A 20,410-nucleotide genomic window follows, 5' to 3' on the forward strand; every position below is an offset into this window, starting at 1 on the left:
TATGGGGGTTATATCGTTCCGCCAATAACTACCGTGGCGCCTTCCTGCGGCCTGTTCTCAATCCGGAAAACCGCGTCGGCGCCAAACGTCAGCTTCATCCTGATATAAATATTAAGCAGTCCCATACCGTCGAGCTTCAGCATCGGGACGGCGTTTGTCTCGTCGATTTCGCGGATTTTGCCATACAGGAGGTTCAGGCTTTCTTCGGAAAAACCGTTCCCGTTGTCCGATACTTCGATTTGCCATCTGTTGTCATACACGAAGCCGACGATGCGGATGCTCCAAGGAGGCTCCTTCTGCGTGCCGAATTTCACCGCGTTCTCGACAAGCGGCTGAACGATGAGCTTCGGACAATTCAACAGCAGAATCCGCTGATCGATATCGAGGTCGAACTGCAGCTTTTGGCCGTAACGGATTTGATTGATTTCCAAAAACTTTTTCGTATGAAGCAGCTCAGCCTCCAAATTGGAAACCGAGTTATCGGAGGAGATGTACCGGAGGAAGCCGGACATGTTCTCCGTCATGGACACGATTTGCCCATTCATATTTTCTTCTGCCATCGCATGTATCGTTGCCAGTGTGTTATACAGAAAATGCGGATTCATCTGCGAATTTAATGCGACCAGCTTGGCCTGCAGTTCTTGGGATTGCGCCAGGAGCAGCTCATCCATTGATTGCTTCAGCCGCGCATTCATCTTTAGGAATGACCAATGCAGCTGATCTAGTTCGCTCAGTCCGCTGTTCAGCTCTTTGGAAAAGGCCTTCGTGCTGCCCAAATCCTCGAGACTCATGTTCCGTACGGTGCGGTGGATTTTCATAATCGGCAAAGTGATTCGCTTGGCCGCCACGAAGGACAGAACGATCGCGAACAGAAGAATGACAGCCGCAATGAGCACGGTGCGCTTGGTGAACACGCCTATCGGAGCAAGCAGCTCCCGTTCGGATACGGCGATCGTCGTATGCCAGCCCGTTACGTCCGAATGGTGGCTGGTCAGCAGTTCCTTCTCCTTCGTTACTGGATTCAGAAACGTGCTGAGAGAATCTGGCATGCCGGAGACGCCTCCGTCCGCGAGCCTGATATAAGCGGCGCTCTGTTCCGACTCGTCCCCAAGCGGATAGATGATACGGCCATTGTCGTCATATACGATAACTTTTGCCTGGTAAGTATTCTGCTTCGTGAATTCGATCGCGGTTTTGAAGATGCGGTTATAGTATTGTTTTACTTCGACAATGCCCATGGGCGCGTTATAATTATCATAAAAAAGCCGGAAGAGTGAAATGGAATACTGCTTCTCCCTCGACGAGATAAAGCGGGACATTTCCTCGTCGAGCACGGGCTGGCCGATGATTTTCCCCTTCTTATTGTCCATAACGGATCGGAACCATGACTTGTCCTCCGGTTTGTAGGAACGCTCACCATTGTCGAAGCCGTTGCCGTAGGCTTTGTTATTGAAATCATAAAGGTAAAGCTGCTCGACCGGTCTTGAGGGCCCGATGGCCGCGGTCAGAATTTCGGACAGCTCCTTGGCGTTCTCGACCTGTATGCCTGCTGGCGGGCCGCCTAATGCGTCTGCCGGCTGCGCATTTTCCAAATCGGACATATACTTTTTGAAATTGTTTTTGACCAAATTGGAATACATCACATCAAGCGAGACATCATTCATTTTCGTTATTTCGGAATCGATCTGCCCCTGCATGGACTGGCCCATGCTGCCGAGCGAATCAGTTGCGCCCGCCCGCAGCAGGTCCGATGCCCACCAGTAGAACCAGATCACCAGCACGGTGAAAAAAACGATTATGATCAGGGAGTAGGTCATGAACAGAATCGATTGGATGTTTCTGAATTTATTCACGCGCATATCCTCCGGAAGCTGTCTTAGGCCAAGCATAACTGTATTGTCCGTCCAGGCTGGAGATTTGTCAAAAACTTTTTGAAAGCGCATGCGGTAAAATAAAGACAAAATAGGAATCCGTTTTCTCCATGGAAGATTAGCATGCCTGCTTTTATAATGAGGACGAAAGAGAAATGAAAGCGGATTCAATTATGATCACTAAGGGGAGCGATGTTATGAAAAGACGGTTATGGATGTTGTCCGTATTTCTGCTTGCCATTGTAATTGCAGGTTGCAGCGGAAACGGCTCCGGCAATGCGAAGAATAATGAAACGCCGACGAATGCCGCGAACACAAGCAACGAAAAAGACACGGGGGAAACGCCCGCCAAACAAAACATAACACTCACTTATCTTGCAAGCCAAGGCTGGATTTTCGATGCCGAAATGGAGCTCGCCAAAAAATTCGAGGAGCAGACGGGCATCAAGATCGACTATCAGATCATCCCTGCCGATCAATACTTCAATGTGCTGAAAACAAAGTTGAACTCGAAAGAGGGCCCGGATATCTTCGGCGGCCAAAGCGGCAAGAGCGAAATCAGCCTGAACTACAACGTAACGGAAAATGCGGTTGATTTGAGCGACCAGGAATGGACGAAGCGCGAGGATCCGCTTTCCCTCGAGCAGCTGTCACTGGACGGCAAAGTATACGCGCTTACGATCTGGGATACGGGCAACAGCTTTGTTATGGTCTACAACAAAAAGATATTCGAACAACTCGGCCTGGCCGTTCCTAAGACCTATGAGGAATTCAAGCAAGCCTCTCTGAAAATCAAAGAATCAGGAATCACGCCGATCTACGAGCCGATAGCTGACGGCTGGCACCATGTGCTGTGGTTCTCCGAACCGGGCCCGAGGTACGACGAACTGACGCCTGGGCTGTATGACGATTTGAACGCCAACAAGAAGAAATTCGCGGACGATCCGTCGATGCTGACTGCGCTTACCCAAATGAAAGAAATGTACGATCTTGGGTTTTTCGGCGACAACACCTTCTCGGATACAGGCGCCGATACGGGGAACAAGCTGGCAAGCGGCGAATATGCGATGTCGCTTTCCGCTCAGAGCGTCGTCGGCGATATCACGAAAGCAAATCCCGAAATGAAGGAAGAGGACTTTGGCTTTTTCGTCATCCCGCTCGCCGACAATCAATTCTATTACATCAATCCGGGCGGTCCGAGCAAATTCGTCTATTCGCAAGGCAAGCATATCGATGCGGCCAAGCAATATCTGGCGTTCCTGGCACAGCCGGAAAATCTGCAGTTCCTGATCGACAATACCCCGTCGTTTACCAATTTGAACTTCCCGGGGCTGAAAGACAAATACAGCGACGCGCAGAAGGAACTGTTCGCTGCGTATCCGAAGAAGGGTACGGATGTTCAAAATATCGTGAACTACGTCAATCCGCAGTGGATGGATATGGGCAAAGACATCGCCGCCATGTTCGCAAACTCGATGGAACCCGCCGATATTTTGAAAAGCATTGATAAGCGCAGGGCAGACATGGCAAAAGTAGCGAAGGATACGGCCTGGGCCGAATAAGCCGTTAGAGAAAAAAGGAGTGGGGATGAATGCAGCATGAGGAATAAAATCTATCCATTCTATTTTACTTGGGGCACGCTCGTCTTTTATTTGATCTTTTTTATCGTGCCTAGCCTGATGGGCTTTTACTACTCCTTCACCGACTGGAACAGCTATTCCGATGTTGTCAACTTTATCGGGCTCGACAACTTCAAGGTACTGTTTTCGGCCGATGAGAATTACGTCAGCTTTATCGCCAATACGGTCAATTTCACGATATCGACGGTAGTCCTGAAGACGGTGCTGGGTCTCGCATTTGCGCTCGTGCTGAACGAAGGCATCCGCATGAAGGGGTTTCACCGGGTCATGATCTTTATGCCGTCGATCGTGCCAATGCTGGTCGTGGGACTGATGTTCAAGTCGATCCTGAATCCGGCAACCGGGCTGCTTAATGAATCGCTGCGTTTTATCGGGCTGGATGCGCTGGCGCAAAAATGGCTGGTGGACGTGAACTGGGCGTTCAAGTCCATTATCGCCGTCGATACGTGGAAGGGCGCCGGCTACATTATGATCATCCTGCTTGCCGGGCTGCAGTCTATTTCCAGGTCCTATTACGAAGCGGCAGAGATTGATGGGGCCAATGCGTGGCACAAGTTGAAATACATCACCATTCCGCTGCTTATGCCGGCACTGGTAGTGACCACAGTGCTGAACATGCTGCACGGTCTGAAGGTGTTCGAGGTCGTCTACGTTTTGACGAACGGGGGGCCAGGCTATGCGACGGACGTGCTTTATACGGCTATTTTCAAAGAGTTTTCGATGGGACGTTACGGGGTGGGAACCGCGCTTTCCTCGCTGCTATTCCTATTCATGACAGTTATCGGCTACTTTATCATCCGGTTAATGGCCAGGGAAGGAGCGCATGAGCAATGAAGAAGAATCCCCTGCAATACGCACTGAGGAACGGCTTTGCCTGGGTGCTGAGCATCATCATGTTCATCCCGCTCCTGCTCATTCTGGTCAATTCCTTCAAGGACCGGGTCGGGGCAAACTCGATGAGCATGAAGCTGCCGAAGACGCTGCATTGGAGTAACTATGCGACCGTCATCGAAGAAGGGAAGCTGGTGCAGTCGTTTTTCAACAGCCTGTTTTATACGACGGCATCGACCGTGCTCGGCATTGCGCTGGCTTCCATCGCCGCTTATATTTTTGCCAGAAACGCAACGAGGCTGAACCGGTTCCTGTATTTCTTCGTCATTATGGGAATCGCAATGCCGATCAATTTCGTTACCTTGACCAAGGTGATGCAGGTTACGCAGCTTATCAATACACAGCTCGGTATTATTGTTTTGCTTGCCGTTATGTCGATTCCGTTCAGTGTGTTTCTGATCTACGGTTTCGTTAGCTCCGTGCCAAGGGAGCTCGACGAAGCCGGGATCGTGGACGGATGCCCGCCGTTTAGGCTTTTCTACAGTATCATCCTGCCGCTTCTAACGCCCGTTATCGTGACGGTGGGCATTTTGAATTTCATGGGTTCATGGAACGACTTTGTCCTGCCGCTCTACTATTTGAACGATACGGCGAAATGGCCAATGACGCTTGCGGTATACAATTTCTTCGGAAGATTCCAGGTGAACTGGAATCTGGTGTCGGCCGATATCGTGCTGACGACGCTTCCGGTTATCGTCATTTATTTGCTTGGACAGCGGTATATCATTTCAGGCATGACATCAGGCTCGGTTAAAGGATAAAACGGAATACCCCGCCGGAACGATTCCGGCGGGGTATGATGCTCAGGCACGAGGAGGAAGAGTTATGAAGCTTCATTACGACAAGCCGGCCACGTTCTGGACAGAAGCGCTTCCAGTGGGTAACGGCAGGCTTGGCGCCATGGTGTTCGGCGGTACGGATCTGGAGTGGATTCAACTGAACGAAGATACGTTATGGTCCGGCGGTCCAAGGGATTGGAATAACCCGAGGGCAAAGGAGGCGCTGCCGGAAATCCGGAAGCTGGTCAGTGAAGGCAGGCACGAGGAGGCTGAAGCGTTAAGCAAAGCTTCGATGATGGGCCCGTATACGCAGACGTACATGCCCTTTGGGGATCTTCATATCCGCTTTTATCATGGAAATATCGTATCCGGTTACCGCAGGGAGCTGGATTTGGCGGGCGGAGCAGCCCGCACGGCATACCGGGTCGGAGGCGTGGAATATACGAGAGAGGTTTTTGCATCCTATCCGGATCAGGTGATTATCGTTCAATTAAGGTCAAGCCGGGAAGGGATGCTGAGCTTTAAAGCCAGTCTTGGCAGTCCGCTGCGCTCGTCCCAAATTCCCTTGGACAACGCTTTGCTTCTGAGAGGGCGCTGCCCGGAATACGTGGCGCCGAACTACTACGAGGCAGATGAGCCTATCGTATACGGAGACGAGGATACAACTGCGGCCATGAGGTTCGAGGGCAGGCTGCAGGTCCGCCTGGAAGGTCCCGGCACATGGCGCGTCGACAGCGACGGCCTTCATGTGGAGGGTGCTTCGGCTGCCGTATTGTACGTAACGGCCGCAACCAGCTTTAACGGGTATGACCGCTGTCCCGGTACCGACGGCCTTGAGCCTGGGCCGATCGCGGAGCGGCAGATGAATGCGGCGCTCGCCAAGCCGTACGGGGTGCTGAGGGAGGCTCATGCCGCGGATCATGGCTCGCTGTTCGGAAGAGTCCGATTCCGCCTGGGGGCTTCCGCAGCACTGGAGACGCTGACGACCGACCGGCGCATTGCGGAGTACGGCGCGAAGGATCCGAGGCTCGTTGAGCTGCTCTTCCATTATGGGCGCTACTTGATGATCGCCTCTTCAAGAGCCGGCACGCAGCCCGCGAATCTACAAGGAATCTGGAGCCACGAAGCCAGACCGGTCTGGAGCTGCAACTACACGCTGAACATCAATGCGCAGATGAACTATTGGCCCGCGGAAAATTGCAACCTGTCCGAATGCCATGAGCCTTTGCTGGCTTTTATACGGGAATTGGCGGAGACCGGACGCAGGACGGCAGAGACCAATTACGGCTGCCGAGGCTGGACGGCCCATCATAATTCGGACATTTGGAGGCAATCCGCCCCTCCCGGCGATTATGGCCACGGCAACCCGCTATGGGCCAACTGGCCGATGGGAGGCGTGTGGCTGTGCGCGCAATTGTGGGAGCATTTCCGGTTCGGCAAGGATAATAAATTTTTGGCGAGCCATGCTTATCCGGTCATGAAGGAAGCTTCGTTATTTTGCCTGGATTGGCTGCTTGAGGACGAAGAAGGCAGGCTCGTCACGTCTCCCTCGACGTCGCCCGAGCATCGGTTCAGGCTGGCGGACGGGCGGACTCCTGCGCTGAGCAAAGGCTCGACGATGGATATGTCGCTGATCCACGAGCTGTTATCGAACTGCGTCGAAGCTGCGGAGACTCTCGGGATAGATGAAGAACTGCGCAAGGAATGGATCGATGCGCGTTCCAGGCTGCTGCCGATGCGGATCGGAAGGCACGGGCAGCTGCAGGAGTGGGCGCAAGACGATGATGATGAAGACCAGTACCATCGGCACGTATCCCATCTTTACGATATTTATCCGGGAGAAGGATTGACGGAAGATAGGTCACCGGAGCTGTTTAAGGCTGCGCGCGTTTCGCTTGAACGCCGCGGGGACGGCGGCACCGGCTGGAGCATCGGCTGGAAGGTGAACTTATGGGCGCGCTTCCGTGACGGAAACCGCGCGTTAGGTCTGCTGTCGAATTTGCTCAAGCTGGTGGAGGAGGATGGCGGGAAGATCGATTTTGTCAGCGGCGGGGTATATGCCAATTTATTCGATGCCCATCCGCCGTTTCAAATCGACGGCAATTTCGGGGCAACGGCCGGCATTGCGGAAATGCTTCTGCAGTCGCATAGGGGAGATGTCCACCTGCTGCCCGCGCTTCCGGACGCTTGGCCAGAAGGCGAGGTTAACGGGCTGCGGGCTCGCGGCGGCTTCGAAATCGGCATGGCTTGGAAGGATGGGAGGCTGTCGGAGGCGACGATTGTGTCCCTCAAGGGAGGGCCTTGCCGCATTCGAACGAAAGGTGACTTTACCATCATGTCGGAGGGCCGGCCGGTCGAGGCGGAAGTTGAATCCGCCAAGGCAAACGGACCAGCCCAAACGGATCAGATCTTTGTCTTCCCATCCGAGGCAGGCAAAACCTATAGGCTGAGCAAATCATCATAAAGGATTCCATAGGGAGGTTAAACATGAAAATGCCTTACGAAGTTCCTGAAGCGAAGAAGATCCGACTAATCGTCAATACGGATGCGAAAAACGAAGCGGACGACCAGTTCGCGATCACCCATGCGCTGCTCACGCCCCAGTTCCGGATTGCAGGCTTCATCGCCGCCCACTTCGGCACGGGACGGAGCGAAACTTCAATGGAAGACTCTTACGCCGAAATTGAAAACGTTATGCGCATCATGAAGCTGGAAGGGCAGGCCGGCGTGTACCACGGTGCGCCGTCGGCGCTGGCAGATGAAGAGACACCTGTTCCTTCCGAGGGCTCCGGGCTGATTATCAGCGAGGCGATGAAGGATGATCCCGCACCGCTGTTCGTTATTTTCCTCGGGCCGCTTACGGACCTGGCATGCGCATACCTGCAGGAGCCGCGCATCGCGGGCAGGCTGACTGCGGTTTGGATCGGCGGAGGCGCTTACCCGGACGGCGGCGAGGAATTTAATCTGAGGAACGATGTTAAAGCGGCTAACGTCGTATTCCGCTCCCCGATTTCATTATGGCAGGTGCCGAGAAACGTCTACAAAATGGTTCGCGTAAGCTTGGCAGAGCTGGCTGTAAGGGTCCGCCCTCACGGTGACATCGGCCGCTACCTGTACGACCAGTTGGTTTCCTTCAATAGTCTTCCGACTCACGGGCCGAGATGGCCGAAAGGCGAAATGTGGATGCTCGGAGACTCGCCTGCCGTATCGCTCTTGCTTGACGATCACGAATTTGAATACGATCTGACCGACCCGCCTCATATTACTGACGAGCTGCTCTACGAGCAAAGGCCAGCCGGAGGACGGAAAATCAGAGTATATCGTTACGTTGATTCCAGATTCACGCTTGAAGACATGTACGCGAAGCTCGAATTGTTCAATAGGGAAGAGTGATTAGGGAGGGTTTGATCGATGTCGATTCGCATTATAAATTGCAAAACGGAATATATGGTCAATCCGCTCGGCCTAGATACCGCCGTGCCAAGACTGTTCTGGCAGCTGGAATCGGAGCGTCCGGGAACTGTTCAAACCGCGTACCGCATCCTTGTCGCCCATTCGCGCGATGAACTGGGCCGGGAGGAAGGAACGGCTTGGGACAGCGGCATCACGTCCTCCGGCGACTCGGCGCATATCGCATACGGGGGCAAGCCGCTCGAAGCGGAAGCCTTATACATTTGGAAGGTGAAGGTGTGGGACGGAGAAGGCCGCGAGTCGGAATGGAGCGAGCCGGCGCTGTGGACGATGGGCCTGCTTGACCGCGGCGCATGGCGGGGGAAGTGGATCGGGCGAAAAGCGGAGCCAGGCGTACAATTGCAGCCTCCGCCTTATCTTCGCAAATCGTTTATGCTGAGGGGCGGCATCCGGCGTGCAGTTGCGTATGCGACGGCGCTTGGGATCTACGAGCTTCAGATAAACGGGCACAGGGTAGGCGATCGGTTCGCGCCGGGCTGGACGGATTACGATAAGCGTGTGCAGTACCAAACTTACGATATGACGGATTTGCTGAAGGCTGGCGGCAATGCGGTTGGCGTCATTCTGGGGGATGGCTGGTATTCGGGTACCGTCGGTTTTCTGGGCAAAAGCGTATACGGGCAGCGGCCTTTTTTTCTACTGCAGCTTAATATAGATTATGAGGACGGCAGCAGGGAAAGCATTACGACCGACGGCACGTGGAGAACGATGCGGGGGCCAATTGCCTATTCCGATATGATTCAGGGCGAAGAGTATGACGCCAGGCTGGAGCTCGGGGACTGGAGCACGGCGGAGTACGGGGATGAGGCTTGGGAAAAACCCGACGTCCGAGCGGGATATAACGGGTTGATCGTAGCGATGGTCGAGCCGCCTGTGCGCATCACGCAAACGGTGAAGCCGATCAGCGTCAGAAAAACGGCTGCGGGCAGCTATATCTTCGACATGGGTCAAAATATGGTTGGATGGACGGAAGTGCGGGCTTCGGGCGCATGGGGAACGAGGATTACTTTGAGCCATGCCGAGATGCTGAGCCCGGACGGCTCACTATACCTGGACAATCTGCGCAAGGCGGTCCAGCAGGACCATTACGTGATGAATGGCGAAGGCGAAGAACAGTATGAACCGCATTTCACGTTTCACGGCTTCCGCTACGTCGAGGTGACCGGCTTTCCTGGCGTACCCGGACTGGATGACGTGACCGGCAAGGTGATCCATTCGGACACGCCAGCTGCGGGCAAGCTCGAAACCTCTGACGAGATGGTAAACAAGCTTTATTCGAATATCACATGGGGCCAGCGGGGGAACTTTCTTTCGGTGCCGACCGACTGCCCGCAGCGGGATGAGCGGCTTGGCTGGACCGGCGATGCGCAAATATTTGCGAGAACGGCCTCCTATAACATGGATGTGTCGCGCTTCTTTACGAAGTATGTGTGGGACATGATCGACTGCCAGCAGCCGTCGGGGGCTTTCACGGACGTAGCTCCGGATGCCGGATGGATTCGCCACAAAATGTGGAATACCCGCCTAAACTGGTTCGCGCCGGATAACTCGGGCTGGGGTGACGCAGGGGTTATCATTCCTTGGACGTTATACCTCATGTACGGGGACATCCGTGTCCTGGAACGCCATTACGATGCGATGGAGCGCTGGGTGCAATACCTGAAGCAGAACAGCGACGGCTTGATCCGGCCGGATTACGCAAACTATGCAGATTGGCTGTCGATCGGCGCGGATACGCCGAACGAAGTGCTCGCAACGGCTTATTTCGCCTACAGCGCCAAGCTGCTGTCGCGGATCGCAGGCGTGCTCGGCAAGCGGGAGGACGAACAGACCTACGACGAGCTTCATGCGGCGGTTGCCGATGCGTTCCGCGGCGCGTTCGTAGACGGCAGCGGGCAAATTCACGGGGATACGCAGACGGTATACGTGCTCGCGCTTCAGTTTGGCCTGCTGACGGAGCAGCTTCGCAAGAAAGCTATCGACAGATTGGTGGCCGATATCCGCGGACGGGGGAACAGGCTGTCGACGGGATTCCTTGGCGTCGGATACCTGCTGCCAGCGCTCACGGACAATGGGCATACCGAGGTCGCTTATGACTTGCTGACACAGGAGGAGTTCCCCTCCTGGATGTATTCCATTAAGCATGGCGCGACGACGATTTGGGAGAGATGGGACGGCTGGACGGAGGAAAAGGGCTTCCAGACGCCTTCTATGAATTCATTCAATCATTATTCGCTCGGCTCGGTAGGCGAATGGATGTACCGGTATATGGCCGGAATCGAGGCCGATCCTGCTTCCCCGGGCTTCAAGCATGCAATCATCCGGCCAAGGCCGGGCAGACGGCTGACCTGGGTAAAGGCGTCCTACGCTTCCAATTACGGGACGATCAGCACCGAATGGCAAATGGAGCCTAACGGCGTATTCAAGCTTCAGGTATCGATCCCTGCGAATACGACGGCAGACGTCTATGTGCCGGGCGAAGCAGCGCTCGTAAACGGGGCCGAGCCGGGCATCAGCCCGGTTCCCGGCAGCAAGCAGGACGGCTGCTCCCTGTTCCGGCTTGGATCGGGACGATACGCCTTCGAAAGCATACAAGCGGGCATACCCCATTGTTAATAGAGCGTTCTTAAATGAGCTGATGCCGCCAAAGGGCGGTGTCAGCCATTTGCGTTTACGGACCAAACGGGGCAATCAGGTGCGTAAAATGCCGGATAGGAGAGGGATGACTGATGATACGAAAATGGACGTTCGGATTAAACGGAAAACGGGTGCTTTTTGGCAAATTTCTATTGTCCTATGTTCTGATTCTGCTGATTCCGCTGCTTGTAGGCACGCATGCCTATTACCGGACGGTTCAAGTCGTGCGCGATGATGCTGCCGGGTTGAACCTGGCGGTGTTGGAGCAGAGCGAGGAGGCGCTTAATCGTCTGCTGACGGAAATCCGCGACATCGTTTCATTATTATCATTGGATTCGGAATTGCTTCATGCGATGATTACCGCCGATGCATCGTGGCCGCCGCAAGCGCTGTACCAGTTCTCCCAGCTGCAAAAGAACGAATTGAACATGCTGTCAACGAACCAGTACTTCTCCGATCTGTTCGTTTATCTGGAGAGAAGCGAAGCTGTCATATCAGGCGACCGGATCGATAAGCTGAACGCGCATCCGCTGACGATCGGCGGTATTCCGTTTGGCCAGTGGCTGAAAGATGCCCTGTCTGGAGAGCAGATGAATAGGTATTTACCGCTCAAGGACGTGAATGACGGAAAAACGATGGAGGATTACGTCGCTTATATCAGCCCTTTGCCCGCTGGTACCAACATGCGTGCCGACGGCGCCGTCGTCATTTTGATTAAGGAGAGTTCGATTGTCCGCTTATTTCACCGGCTGCTGGCGGAGGAAGGATCGTTTGCTTATATTTTGAACGAGAAAGCGGAGATGATCGTATCCGCATCGGCAGGTGAAGAGCGGATCGTGCCCGTAGACACGGAGGCTGAGAGAGCTTCGTTCGTCCGCATAAACGGCACGGAAATGTTTATCACCTCGGTGCAATCCTCCGGCAGCGGCTGGACCTATGTGGCCGGCCTTCCGGCAGACAGCGTATTCTCCAAGGCGGAATACATTAAACGAATCAATTGGACGATTGCCTTGGCCGCTATGGCTGTCGGGTGCATGATCGCATTGTTGTTCGCTTACAGGAACAGCAAGCCTATCGCGGAGCTGCTCGACTCGATCAAGGAATTAACCGCCGTGGAGACAGGCAAACGGGCGTCCGCGATGGAGGTCATTCAAACGGCCGTGCATGAAATGATTACGAACAATAAAAGCATGAGCGTGTCCATCAAGCAACAGCTTCCTCTCCTGCAGTCAGCCTGCCTCGAACGGATGCTGAAAAGCGGATTCAATCATGAAGACGAAATGCGCGCCAACCTTGACCAGGCCCAAATCGGGCTCATAGAGGACAACGTCACGGCAGCCGTCATCAAAATTCATCATTCCGGGTATATGCCGGAGGAGGAGCTGATCGCGGACAAAGCGAGAATGAAGCGTTTGCTGCTGCATGGGCTCGGGGAGGGGAGCTTTGTCCACGATCTGAAAGCCGAGAAGCTGGCGGTCGTGATCTCGTTTCATGAGTCTACGGCGGAGGATCGGTTCGCCGAAAGGATCGGGCTGCTCCGGCTGCTGCAGGAACGGTTTCTTTCTGAACATTCCATCATGACCTCCATCGGCATAGGCCAGGTCTACCACCGTGTACTGGACGTTTGGCGTTCGTACAACGAGGCGGCGCAAGCGCTGGAGCACGAGGATCCTGATGTCTCCCAGAAGCTGGCTCGATATGATTGCATCAGCCAGCATTCCAACCACTATTATTATCCGCCCGACCTGGAGCTGAAGCTAATGAATGCGGTAAGAACGGGAGACTGCGAGGAGCTGGGGCGCCTGCTGGAGCATATCGAAACGCAAAATATCAAAATCCGGCAGCTAAGCCCTTGGCGAAAAAAACAACTGATTGCGGAAATGCAGGGCACTCTTCAAAAAATCAGCGGCCAGATTGAATATTTATCGGAGGATGCCGGCCTGCAGCCGGAACTGCAGGGGGGGCTGGAATCGGATGGGGAGGAATACAGCTATGCGCGCATCACTAAACAATTACTTTCCATATGCGAACGGATAAAGCGGCAGAAGACAACGAAACATCAGGGCATGCTCGAGGGCATGAAGGCTTATATAAGCGAAAATTACGCCGACAGCAATCTTAGCCTCAGCATGATTGCCAGCGATTACAAGCAATCGGAAAGCTTCGTTTCCACCTTTCTGAAGGAGCAGCTGGGTATGACCTTTTCCGAATATTTGGAACAGCTGCGGCTGAACGAAGCTTGTTTACTGTTGAAGGAGGAGGATCTACCAATATGGGACATTGCCACCCGGGTCGGATATAACAGCGATAAATCCTTCCGCAGAGCATTCAAGAGGGTGCTCGGGATACAGCCGACCTCCTACCGTAACGAAACAATAGCGTGCTCCGAATAAAAGGTGTGTTTCTCAAAAAAACGTGTCCTATCAACGGTTTAAGCGCTCTTGGAAGCAAGGTGTGCTTGTGAAGAACTGTTCCTTTACCCCGTAGGGCATGCCGTTGTATGGTTTTTCGTGAGAGCGCTGCCAAAAAAAATGGCCTGGCATCATCGGCATAGGCGGCTGGCGCTGATCGAGTATTCGCATAGGGAGGATCACTTATGAATGACGCGGCGGCAGGACGTGCCGGTACAATCGCGGGAATTCGGCGGAAGGCCAAAAAACAAAAGGTACTGCTGCTGCTTCTCATTCCTGCAATCGCTTACTTTCTTGTTTTTCATTATATTCCGATCTATGGAATTCTGATCGCATTCAAAGATTTCCGCATGCAGGAAGGCCAAGGTTTTCTAGAGTCCGTTCTTCGTGCTCCTTGGGCAGGCGCCTACGGCTTGGATCATTTTAAAACATTTATTAACGGCCCCTATTTTCTGATGCTGCTGCGGAATACCTTTTTGATTGGGCTGTATTCGATGCTGTTTGGCTTCCCGATTCCGATTCTGTTTGCCCTGCTTCTTAATGAAATACGGAAGAAGCATTACAAAAGCTTTGTCCAAACGGTCAGCTACCTGCCATATTTTTTGTCCGTCGTAGCCGTGATCGGAATGATGAAAATGGTTTTGTCCCCAAGCACCGGTGTCGTTAACCTACTTCTGACCAAGCTCGGCATAGAACCGATTTATTTCTTTGCCGATGCAAGCTGGTTCCGCTTCCTGTTCGTCAGCTCGGGCATCTGGACGGCGATGGGGATGGGTGCTGTCATCTATTTAGCGGCACTCTCGAAGGTGGATTCCGAGCAGTACGAGTCGGCCGTCATAGACGGGGCTACCCGGCTTCGCCAAATGTGGCATATTACGCTGCCGGCGATCAAACCGGTCGTGGTGATCACCCTCATTCTTAATATGTCGGGCGTGCTCAGCGTAGGCTCGGAAAAGATCATCCTCATGTATAACTCGTTAACCTACGAGACGGCGGACGTGTTCTCGACCTTCGTTTACCGAAGAGGCCTGGTCGAGCTGGATTTCAGCTTCGGCGCAGCGGTCGATTTGTTCAATGCGGTCGTTAATATCCTCTTTCTGGTGACGGCAAACTATTTGGCAAGAAAGGCGGCGAATGAGAGCTTATGGTAAAAGACACATCCTTCGGGTCCAGAATGCTGGATATTACCGTCCATACCGTCATGGTTCTCATCGTGCTGATCACCTTATTGCCGCTGCTGCATGTCGTTTCGATTTCGTTCAGCAACCCGGATGACATTGTAAGAGGGAAGGTCGGTTTATGGCCATCGAACTTCAATCTTGACGCGTACTTTACCATTCTTTTTGAAAATGCTCATATTCCCCGTTCGTTTTTGAACTCTGTCATTATTACGCTTACTGGCACGGTATTGAATGTGCTGTTTACTACGATAACGGCTTACGCGCTTTCGAAAAAGGATTTGCTGTTCCGGCCGTTATTCCTGATGCTCTCGGTTTTGCCGATGTTTTTCACCGGGGGCATCGTGCCCCAATTTTTGCTTATCAAATCGCTTGGCATGATGGACTCCGTATGGGCCTTGACCGTTCCCGTCCTGATCAGCTCCTGGTGGCTCATCATCATGATTTCGTTTTTCAAAAATTTTCCGCTTGAGCTCGAGGAAGCTGCCAAGCTGGACGGCTGCGGCGAGCTGCAGACGTTAGTCCGCATCGTGCTTCCGCTGTCGATGGCAGGCGTCGTCACGATTGCCTTGTTCTACAGCGTTTCCCACTGGAATTCTTATTTCTCGGCTATGTTATACATGCGAAGCTACGACAATTATCCGCTGCAGCTGATTCTAAGAGAAATCGTGCTGCAGAGCACGTTGGCCGAGCAGCTGGCCTCGCAAGGAAACGCGGCCTTGGCAGAGGATATGAGCACCAAGCTTACGCCTGAAAGCGTCCAATACGCGACCCTGGTCGTATCCATCGTCCCCATGCTGATTATTTATCCTTTTATACAGAAGTATTTTGTCAAAGGAATTATGATCGGATCGCTGAAAGGCTGAGATTCTTTGAAGGAGGTGAAGCGCGAACGCATCATCCGGCCTAGCTTGCATGCTCAGGAAACGTTAGTTCTACCTTGAATCAAAAATGAGGGGGATGGTTGAACATGGGAAAAAGGAATTGGAGAGTAACGCTGCTCGCACTAATTTTGGTGATTGCGTCCATTGCGGCGGGCTGCAGCCAGTCAAATAACGGTAATGGGAAAACGACGGATTCGGGTTCGGAACCGGCGGCGACAAACGGCGCGGCCGAAGGAAACGCCGCATTGAAGGTTTCGGTTGCAAGCATGCCCAAATATCCGCCGAATGAAATACCGAACGCTTACATTAAAGAGGTTGAAGAACGGTTCAATATGAAATGGGATTTTGAATCCATTCCGCTTTCGGCGGGCATTGAAAAGTATAATGTGATGTTTGCATCCGGCGATTATCCTGATTTTATTCCGAACATGAACAGCCCGACCAGCGTGGCCAAATGGGCATCATCAGGCTATTTGCTGCCGATCGGCGATTACATCGATAAGCTGCCGAACTACCGCAAGCTGTTTTCCGATGCAGATTGGGAGCTTTTACTTTCCTTCGGAAGCAGCAATGGAAAGCTTTATATGCTCCCGAGCACGGCAAGCAACGATCCAATGTCCTGGATTTACCGCAAAGACGCATTTGACAAAGCCGGTGTAACCGCGTTCCCGTCAACGATGGATGAGCTCTATGAGACGGCGAAGAAGCTCAAAACAGCCTATCCCGATGCAGTGCCTATCGGCGTGCGCGGAGGCACGGACAATAACGGCGTCAAAAACATGATGAACGGCTTCCGCCAGGCATTCCGCAATCCGCAAAACAGCAACACCCGCGGCTTCTGGAACGATCCGGACGAAGGCGGCAAGGTCGTTTGGAATCTGGCATCGCCGAAGCACCGCGAAATGCTGGCCTTTATTGCCAAGCTGTACAAGGAAGGCCTGATCGAGAAGGAATTCGCAACGCTGACGCAGGATCAGTGGAAGGCCAAACGTTTGACCGGCAAGACCCTTATGGATTTCCAATACGCAAGCCATACGGTTGATCCGGGTTATGCCTTAACGGATATTCCGGGGGGCGAATGGGAGTACGCTCGCAGCCTTCCAAGCGCTTCGGACCAGCCTGCCCTCGAATTCAAGCCGCTCAACTTCTCGTTGTTCGGTCCGGTATTTAGCAGCAAGCTGGCTGACGATCCGGAGAAGCTGGACCGTCTGATCGAGTACGTCGAGTGGGGGGCTTCTCCGGAGGGCCAGCTGTTCCATCAGGCGGGTCTAGAGAACGAGACCTATGTGAACGAAGGCGGTACGTTGAAATACAAGGACGGGCTTGACCGGCAGAAGGTGGCGGAGCAGTACGGCTTCGACTGGTGGCTGAACCAAAGCAGTGAATTCCTGAAATCCGATGCAGGATATCTGAAGAAGCAGGAAGCGATGACCGAGTTCGCCTCTAATTTCAATGTCATTCCGAAAAACGCCCCGCTCACCGAGGAGGAACAGGAGACGGTCAACACCACGGTCAGCGCCCTTGAGGATGTCGCGCTGCAGTTTGCGACCAAAGCCGTCATGGGCATGGTCAATATCGGTAACGACGAAGCATGGAACGGGTACCTGAGTGATTTGGAGAAGGTCGGCTTGAGCGATGCGCAAGCTATATTCGAGAAATATTTAGCCGAATAGGCAAAATGCATGGATACAAAGGAGCAACCCACATGACTACAATCTATTTGTCCGTGCCCGAACAGGCGGAGCCCCGCATTCGTTTCGGAACGGAATTGCTGAAGCAATCACTTCAGAAGCTGGGCTTCTCCGTTCTAGAAACCGGACCGCTCACGCTGGCAAGTTACCGACAGTTGGAAGGAATCAAGATCGCGGTCGGAGACCGCCGCTATTGTTCCTTTATCCGGGAATTAGAGGAGCACGAAGTGCTCCTCTACCACAATGATGCGCCTGAAGGCGAAGGGTTTTATTTGGCGAAATTGCCCGGACGGTTATTCGTGATCTCCGGTGGTGGAGACACCGGGGCGCTTTACGGCTGCCAGGAGTTTGCCGCCCTTCTGGCCGATAAAGGAGAGCTGCCGGATGAGCTGGCTTACGGGGATGCCCCGGTTATGAAGCTGAGGGGGCCTGTCGTCCCCCTTCAGAAAACGAAGGTGGAGCCGCCTAGAAGAACGTATGAGTACCCGATAACGCCGGACAGATTTCCGTGGTTTTACGATAAAGCGTTATGGGAGGCATTTCTCGACAGGCTGCTCGAGCAGCGCTGCAACGTCATTTATATTTGGACGGGGCATCCGTTTTCTTCGCTCGTGAAGCTGGAGGACTATCCGGAAGCGCTCGAGGTGACGGAGGAGGAGTTTTCCCGCAACGCGGAAATTTTCCAGTGGCTGGCGGAGCAATGCGAATGCCGCGGCATTTGGCTGGTGCTCAAATTTTATAATATTCATATCCCGCTGCCTTTCGCCGAAAAACACGGACTGGATCTGCATCAGCCGCAGCCGCTCCCCATCACGAGCGATTATCATATCCAGGCGATTTCCGCGTTCATCCGCAGCTACCCTAATGTCGGTCTGATGGTGTGCTTGGGCGAAGCGCTTCAAGGAGCGCTGTATGGGGTGGAATGGTTTAATGAAACGATTCTGGCAGGCGTAAAGGAAGGGCTGAAGGACCTTGAACGGAAAGAGCTGCCGCCGATTATCGTGAGGGCGCATGCGATCCCGTCGGAGAAGGTGATGGAAGCGGCGCTTCCGAATTATGCGAACTTGTATACCGAAGCTAAATTTAACGGAGAATCGCTGACAACCTTCACGCCCCGGGGAAACTGGCAGGAGACGCACCGGCATCTCGGCTCGCTTGGCTCGGTTCACCTGTTCAATGTGCATATTCTGGCTAATCTGGAGCCTTTCCGCTTCGGCGCCCCATCGTTTATCCAGAAATGCGTGCAGGCCGCCAAATACCGGCTCGGCACGAACGGAATCCATCTTTATCCGCTATTCTACTGGGATTGGCCGTATTCCCCCGATAAAACTACGCCTCGGCAGCTGCAAATGGAACGGGATTGGATCTGGTTTTCGGCATGGTTTCGTTATGCGTGGAATCCAGATCTGAACCCGAAGCTTGAACGCGAATACTGGATCAACGAGCTGGCTGGCCGCTATGGCAGCAGGGAAGCGGGCGAAGCGATCCTGGATGCTTATGAAGCGTCGGGCGAATGTGCGCCTAAGCTGCTGCGGAGGTTCGGCATTACGGAAGGGAACCGCCAGACGATGAGCCTTGGCATGACGATGAGCCAGCTGACGAATCCGGAGCGGTACCGCCCTTGGAAGGAACTATGGGAATCCCAGTCGCCGCAAGGGGAGCGGCTGGAGCAATATGTCGAGCGGGAGCTGCTTGGGGAGGCACATATCGGGGAGACGCCGGTTGACATCGCGGACAACGTTGATTATCACGCCGACAAGGCCGAACGGGCGATCGGAAGAGCTAAGGCACACGTCACGCGCGGACAGGAAGAATTCGAACGAATCGCCTCCGATGTGTCGGCGATCGCACTGATGACCCGTTCGTATACGCATAAGGTTCGGGCTGCTATCCGGATTCTCACCTACAAGCGCATGTCGGGGACCGATTTTTTGGCTCACGCGGAGCTGCTTGAACAAGCGCTGCCCGATTTCCGGAAAAGTCTCGAATATTATCGCAAGCTTGTTACATTGACGGACAATACGTATCTTTATGCAAACAGCATGCAAACCCCGCAGCGCAGAGTGCCGTTTCCGGATGGCGAGAAGTACGGGCATTGGCGGGCTTGCCTTCCGATTTACGAAGCGGAGTATGCGAACTTCTCCGTGAATGTGGAGCACTTGAGGCAAGGTAAACTGCCGCAGAAGGTGCTGGAATCGGAACAGGATATCGTGCCTTATGCGCAGGCCGGCTTCACGCTCCATTCACCGCATGCGGAAACGTATGAGGTCCGGAATCAAGCCAAGCTGTTCACGGACGGGGAAATCCTTGCCTCGCAAGTGGCGGAAGAGCTTGTCGGCCTGACCGGCATTCGTCTGAGCCGGGAGCAAGCGGTCAAGGAAGGGGTAAGCCTAGAGCTTGAGTTAAAGGAGCCCGCCCGTGTACTGGTCGGATATTTCAATTCCGCGGATGCGGAATGGCTGAAGGTTCCGAATTTGGAGGAAAATACGCATGCTGATGACCGCGGGGGGCTGTCGCCCGTTATCAAAAACGGGGTTAGCGTTTTCTTTTACCCGAACGTGAACGTGCATGCCTTTGCCTACGAGCCGGGACGCCACACGCTCGTATTCGGCCAAGGCGCTTATTTGATCGTCGGCATCATTAAAGCGGATCAGCCCTTGCGTGTCCGCGATTTGGCAGGAACAAGCAGCGTGGATACGCTTGATTGGTTGTACGAGAATTAATAGTTATGGGAATGTTCCGCTTTGTAAAAGGCGGGCATTCCCTATTTTTTTGCGCAAGACGACTGTTTTGGGTCTGAATTTAGCCAGAAGTGTATTCATTTTATTTAGCTTGTTTTTCAGTAGATATCATCTGCGATATAACAGCTAAAAGGATTAAAACGCAGGAAATCGTAGATATCCAAAAGTTTATTTGGAAAAACAATTAAATTTGCGCAAAATCCGTGACCATTGGCG

At 53.4% G+C, this 20,410-nt stretch carries 12 protein-coding genes; 11 read left to right on the forward strand and 1 reads right to left on the reverse strand.

Annotated features, from left to right (window positions below):
* Positions 1–8: 8 nt before the first annotated feature.
* Complete coding sequence (locus AC1DLI_RS05180; RefSeq protein WP_477600277.1) at positions 9–1,853, reverse strand: cache domain-containing sensor histidine kinase; 1,845 nt, start codon at positions 1,851–1,853, stop codon at positions 9–11.
* Positions 1,854–2,068: 215 nt separating this feature from the next.
* Here AC1DLI_RS05180 and AC1DLI_RS05185 point away from each other — a divergent pair, with 215 nt between their 5' ends.
* From AC1DLI_RS05185 to AC1DLI_RS05235, 11 genes are all read left to right on the forward strand, one after another.
* Entirely contained in the window at positions 2,069–3,433 is a 1,365-nt protein-coding gene (locus AC1DLI_RS05185) for an ABC transporter substrate-binding protein (RefSeq protein WP_477600279.1), read from the forward strand.
* A 36-nt stretch (positions 3,434–3,469) separates the two neighbouring features.
* Positions 3,470–4,345, forward strand: coding sequence for a carbohydrate ABC transporter permease (locus AC1DLI_RS05190; RefSeq protein WP_477600281.1), 876 nt, complete (start codon positions 3,470–3,472; stop codon positions 4,343–4,345).
* Positions 4,342–5,163, forward strand: coding sequence for a carbohydrate ABC transporter permease (locus tag AC1DLI_RS05195; RefSeq protein WP_364146755.1), 822 nt, complete (start codon positions 4,342–4,344; stop codon positions 5,161–5,163). The genes AC1DLI_RS05190 and AC1DLI_RS05195 overlap by 4 nt, the downstream gene beginning before the upstream one ends.
* A gap of 64 nt (positions 5,164–5,227) precedes the next feature.
* Positions 5,228–7,645, forward strand: a complete 2,418-nt coding sequence (locus tag AC1DLI_RS05200; protein WP_477600284.1) for a glycoside hydrolase family 95 protein — start codon at positions 5,228–5,230, stop codon at positions 7,643–7,645.
* Positions 7,646–7,668: 23 nt separating this feature from the next.
* Positions 7,669–8,574 carry a nucleoside hydrolase gene (locus AC1DLI_RS05205; RefSeq protein WP_477600286.1) on the forward strand — a complete coding sequence of 302 codons (906 nt, stop codon included), beginning with the start codon at positions 7,669–7,671 and terminating at the stop codon, positions 8,572–8,574.
* A gap of 18 nt (positions 8,575–8,592) precedes the next feature.
* Positions 8,593–11,268 carry a family 78 glycoside hydrolase catalytic domain gene (locus AC1DLI_RS05210; protein WP_477600288.1) on the forward strand — a complete coding sequence of 892 codons (2,676 nt, stop codon included), beginning with the start codon at positions 8,593–8,595 and terminating at the stop codon, positions 11,266–11,268.
* 113 nt (positions 11,269–11,381) lie between these two features.
* On the forward strand, positions 11,382–13,682 hold the full coding sequence (locus AC1DLI_RS05215) for a helix-turn-helix domain-containing protein (RefSeq protein WP_477600290.1): 2,301 nt from the start codon (positions 11,382–11,384) through the stop codon (positions 13,680–13,682).
* Positions 13,683–13,885: 203 nt separating this feature from the next.
* The gene (locus tag AC1DLI_RS05220) at positions 13,886–14,851 is read left to right on the forward strand and encodes an ABC transporter permease (RefSeq protein WP_477600292.1); all 966 of its coding nucleotides are present in this window, start codon (positions 13,886–13,888) and stop codon (positions 14,849–14,851) included.
* Positions 14,845–15,744 (forward strand): carbohydrate ABC transporter permease, encoded by a 900-nt coding sequence (locus tag AC1DLI_RS05225; protein WP_477600294.1) that lies wholly within the window; start codon positions 14,845–14,847, stop codon positions 15,742–15,744. Before AC1DLI_RS05220 ends, AC1DLI_RS05225 begins: the two co-directional genes overlap by 7 nt.
* 104 nt (positions 15,745–15,848) lie before the next feature.
* Entirely contained in the window at positions 15,849–17,435 is a 1,587-nt protein-coding gene (locus tag AC1DLI_RS05230) for an extracellular solute-binding protein (protein WP_477600296.1), read from the forward strand.
* A gap of 32 nt (positions 17,436–17,467) precedes the next feature.
* Positions 17,468–20,176: a hypothetical protein gene (locus AC1DLI_RS05235; protein ID WP_477600298.1), complete on the forward strand. Its 2,709-nt coding sequence runs from the start codon at positions 17,468–17,470 to the stop codon at positions 20,174–20,176.
* The last annotated feature ends 234 nt before the right edge of the window (positions 20,177–20,410 follow it).

This window comes from Paenibacillus sp. 01T443 (assembly GCF_056398325.1).

Coding starts and splice junctions, on each gene's coding strand:
- AC1DLI_RS05230 (WP_477600296.1), top strand. CDS start 15,849: ATGGGAAAAAGGAATTGGAGAGTAACGCTGCTCGCACTAATTTTGGTG.
- AC1DLI_RS05195 (WP_364146755.1), top strand. CDS start 4,342: ATGAAGAAGAATCCCCTGCAATACGCACTGAGGAACGGCTTTGCCTGG.
- AC1DLI_RS05185 (WP_477600279.1), top strand. CDS start 2,069: ATGAAAAGACGGTTATGGATGTTGTCCGTATTTCTGCTTGCCATTGTA.
- AC1DLI_RS05225 (WP_477600294.1), top strand. CDS start 14,845: ATGGTAAAAGACACATCCTTCGGGTCCAGAATGCTGGATATTACCGTC.
- AC1DLI_RS05220 (WP_477600292.1), top strand. CDS start 13,886: ATGAATGACGCGGCGGCAGGACGTGCCGGTACAATCGCGGGAATTCGG.
- AC1DLI_RS05235 (WP_477600298.1), top strand. CDS start 17,468: ATGACTACAATCTATTTGTCCGTGCCCGAACAGGCGGAGCCCCGCATT.
- AC1DLI_RS05210 (WP_477600288.1), top strand. CDS start 8,593: ATGTCGATTCGCATTATAAATTGCAAAACGGAATATATGGTCAATCCG.
- AC1DLI_RS05205 (WP_477600286.1), top strand. CDS start 7,669: ATGAAAATGCCTTACGAAGTTCCTGAAGCGAAGAAGATCCGACTAATC.
- AC1DLI_RS05215 (WP_477600290.1), top strand. CDS start 11,382: ATGATACGAAAATGGACGTTCGGATTAAACGGAAAACGGGTGCTTTTT.
- AC1DLI_RS05190 (WP_477600281.1), top strand. CDS start 3,470: ATGAGGAATAAAATCTATCCATTCTATTTTACTTGGGGCACGCTCGTC.
- AC1DLI_RS05200 (WP_477600284.1), top strand. CDS start 5,228: ATGAAGCTTCATTACGACAAGCCGGCCACGTTCTGGACAGAAGCGCTT.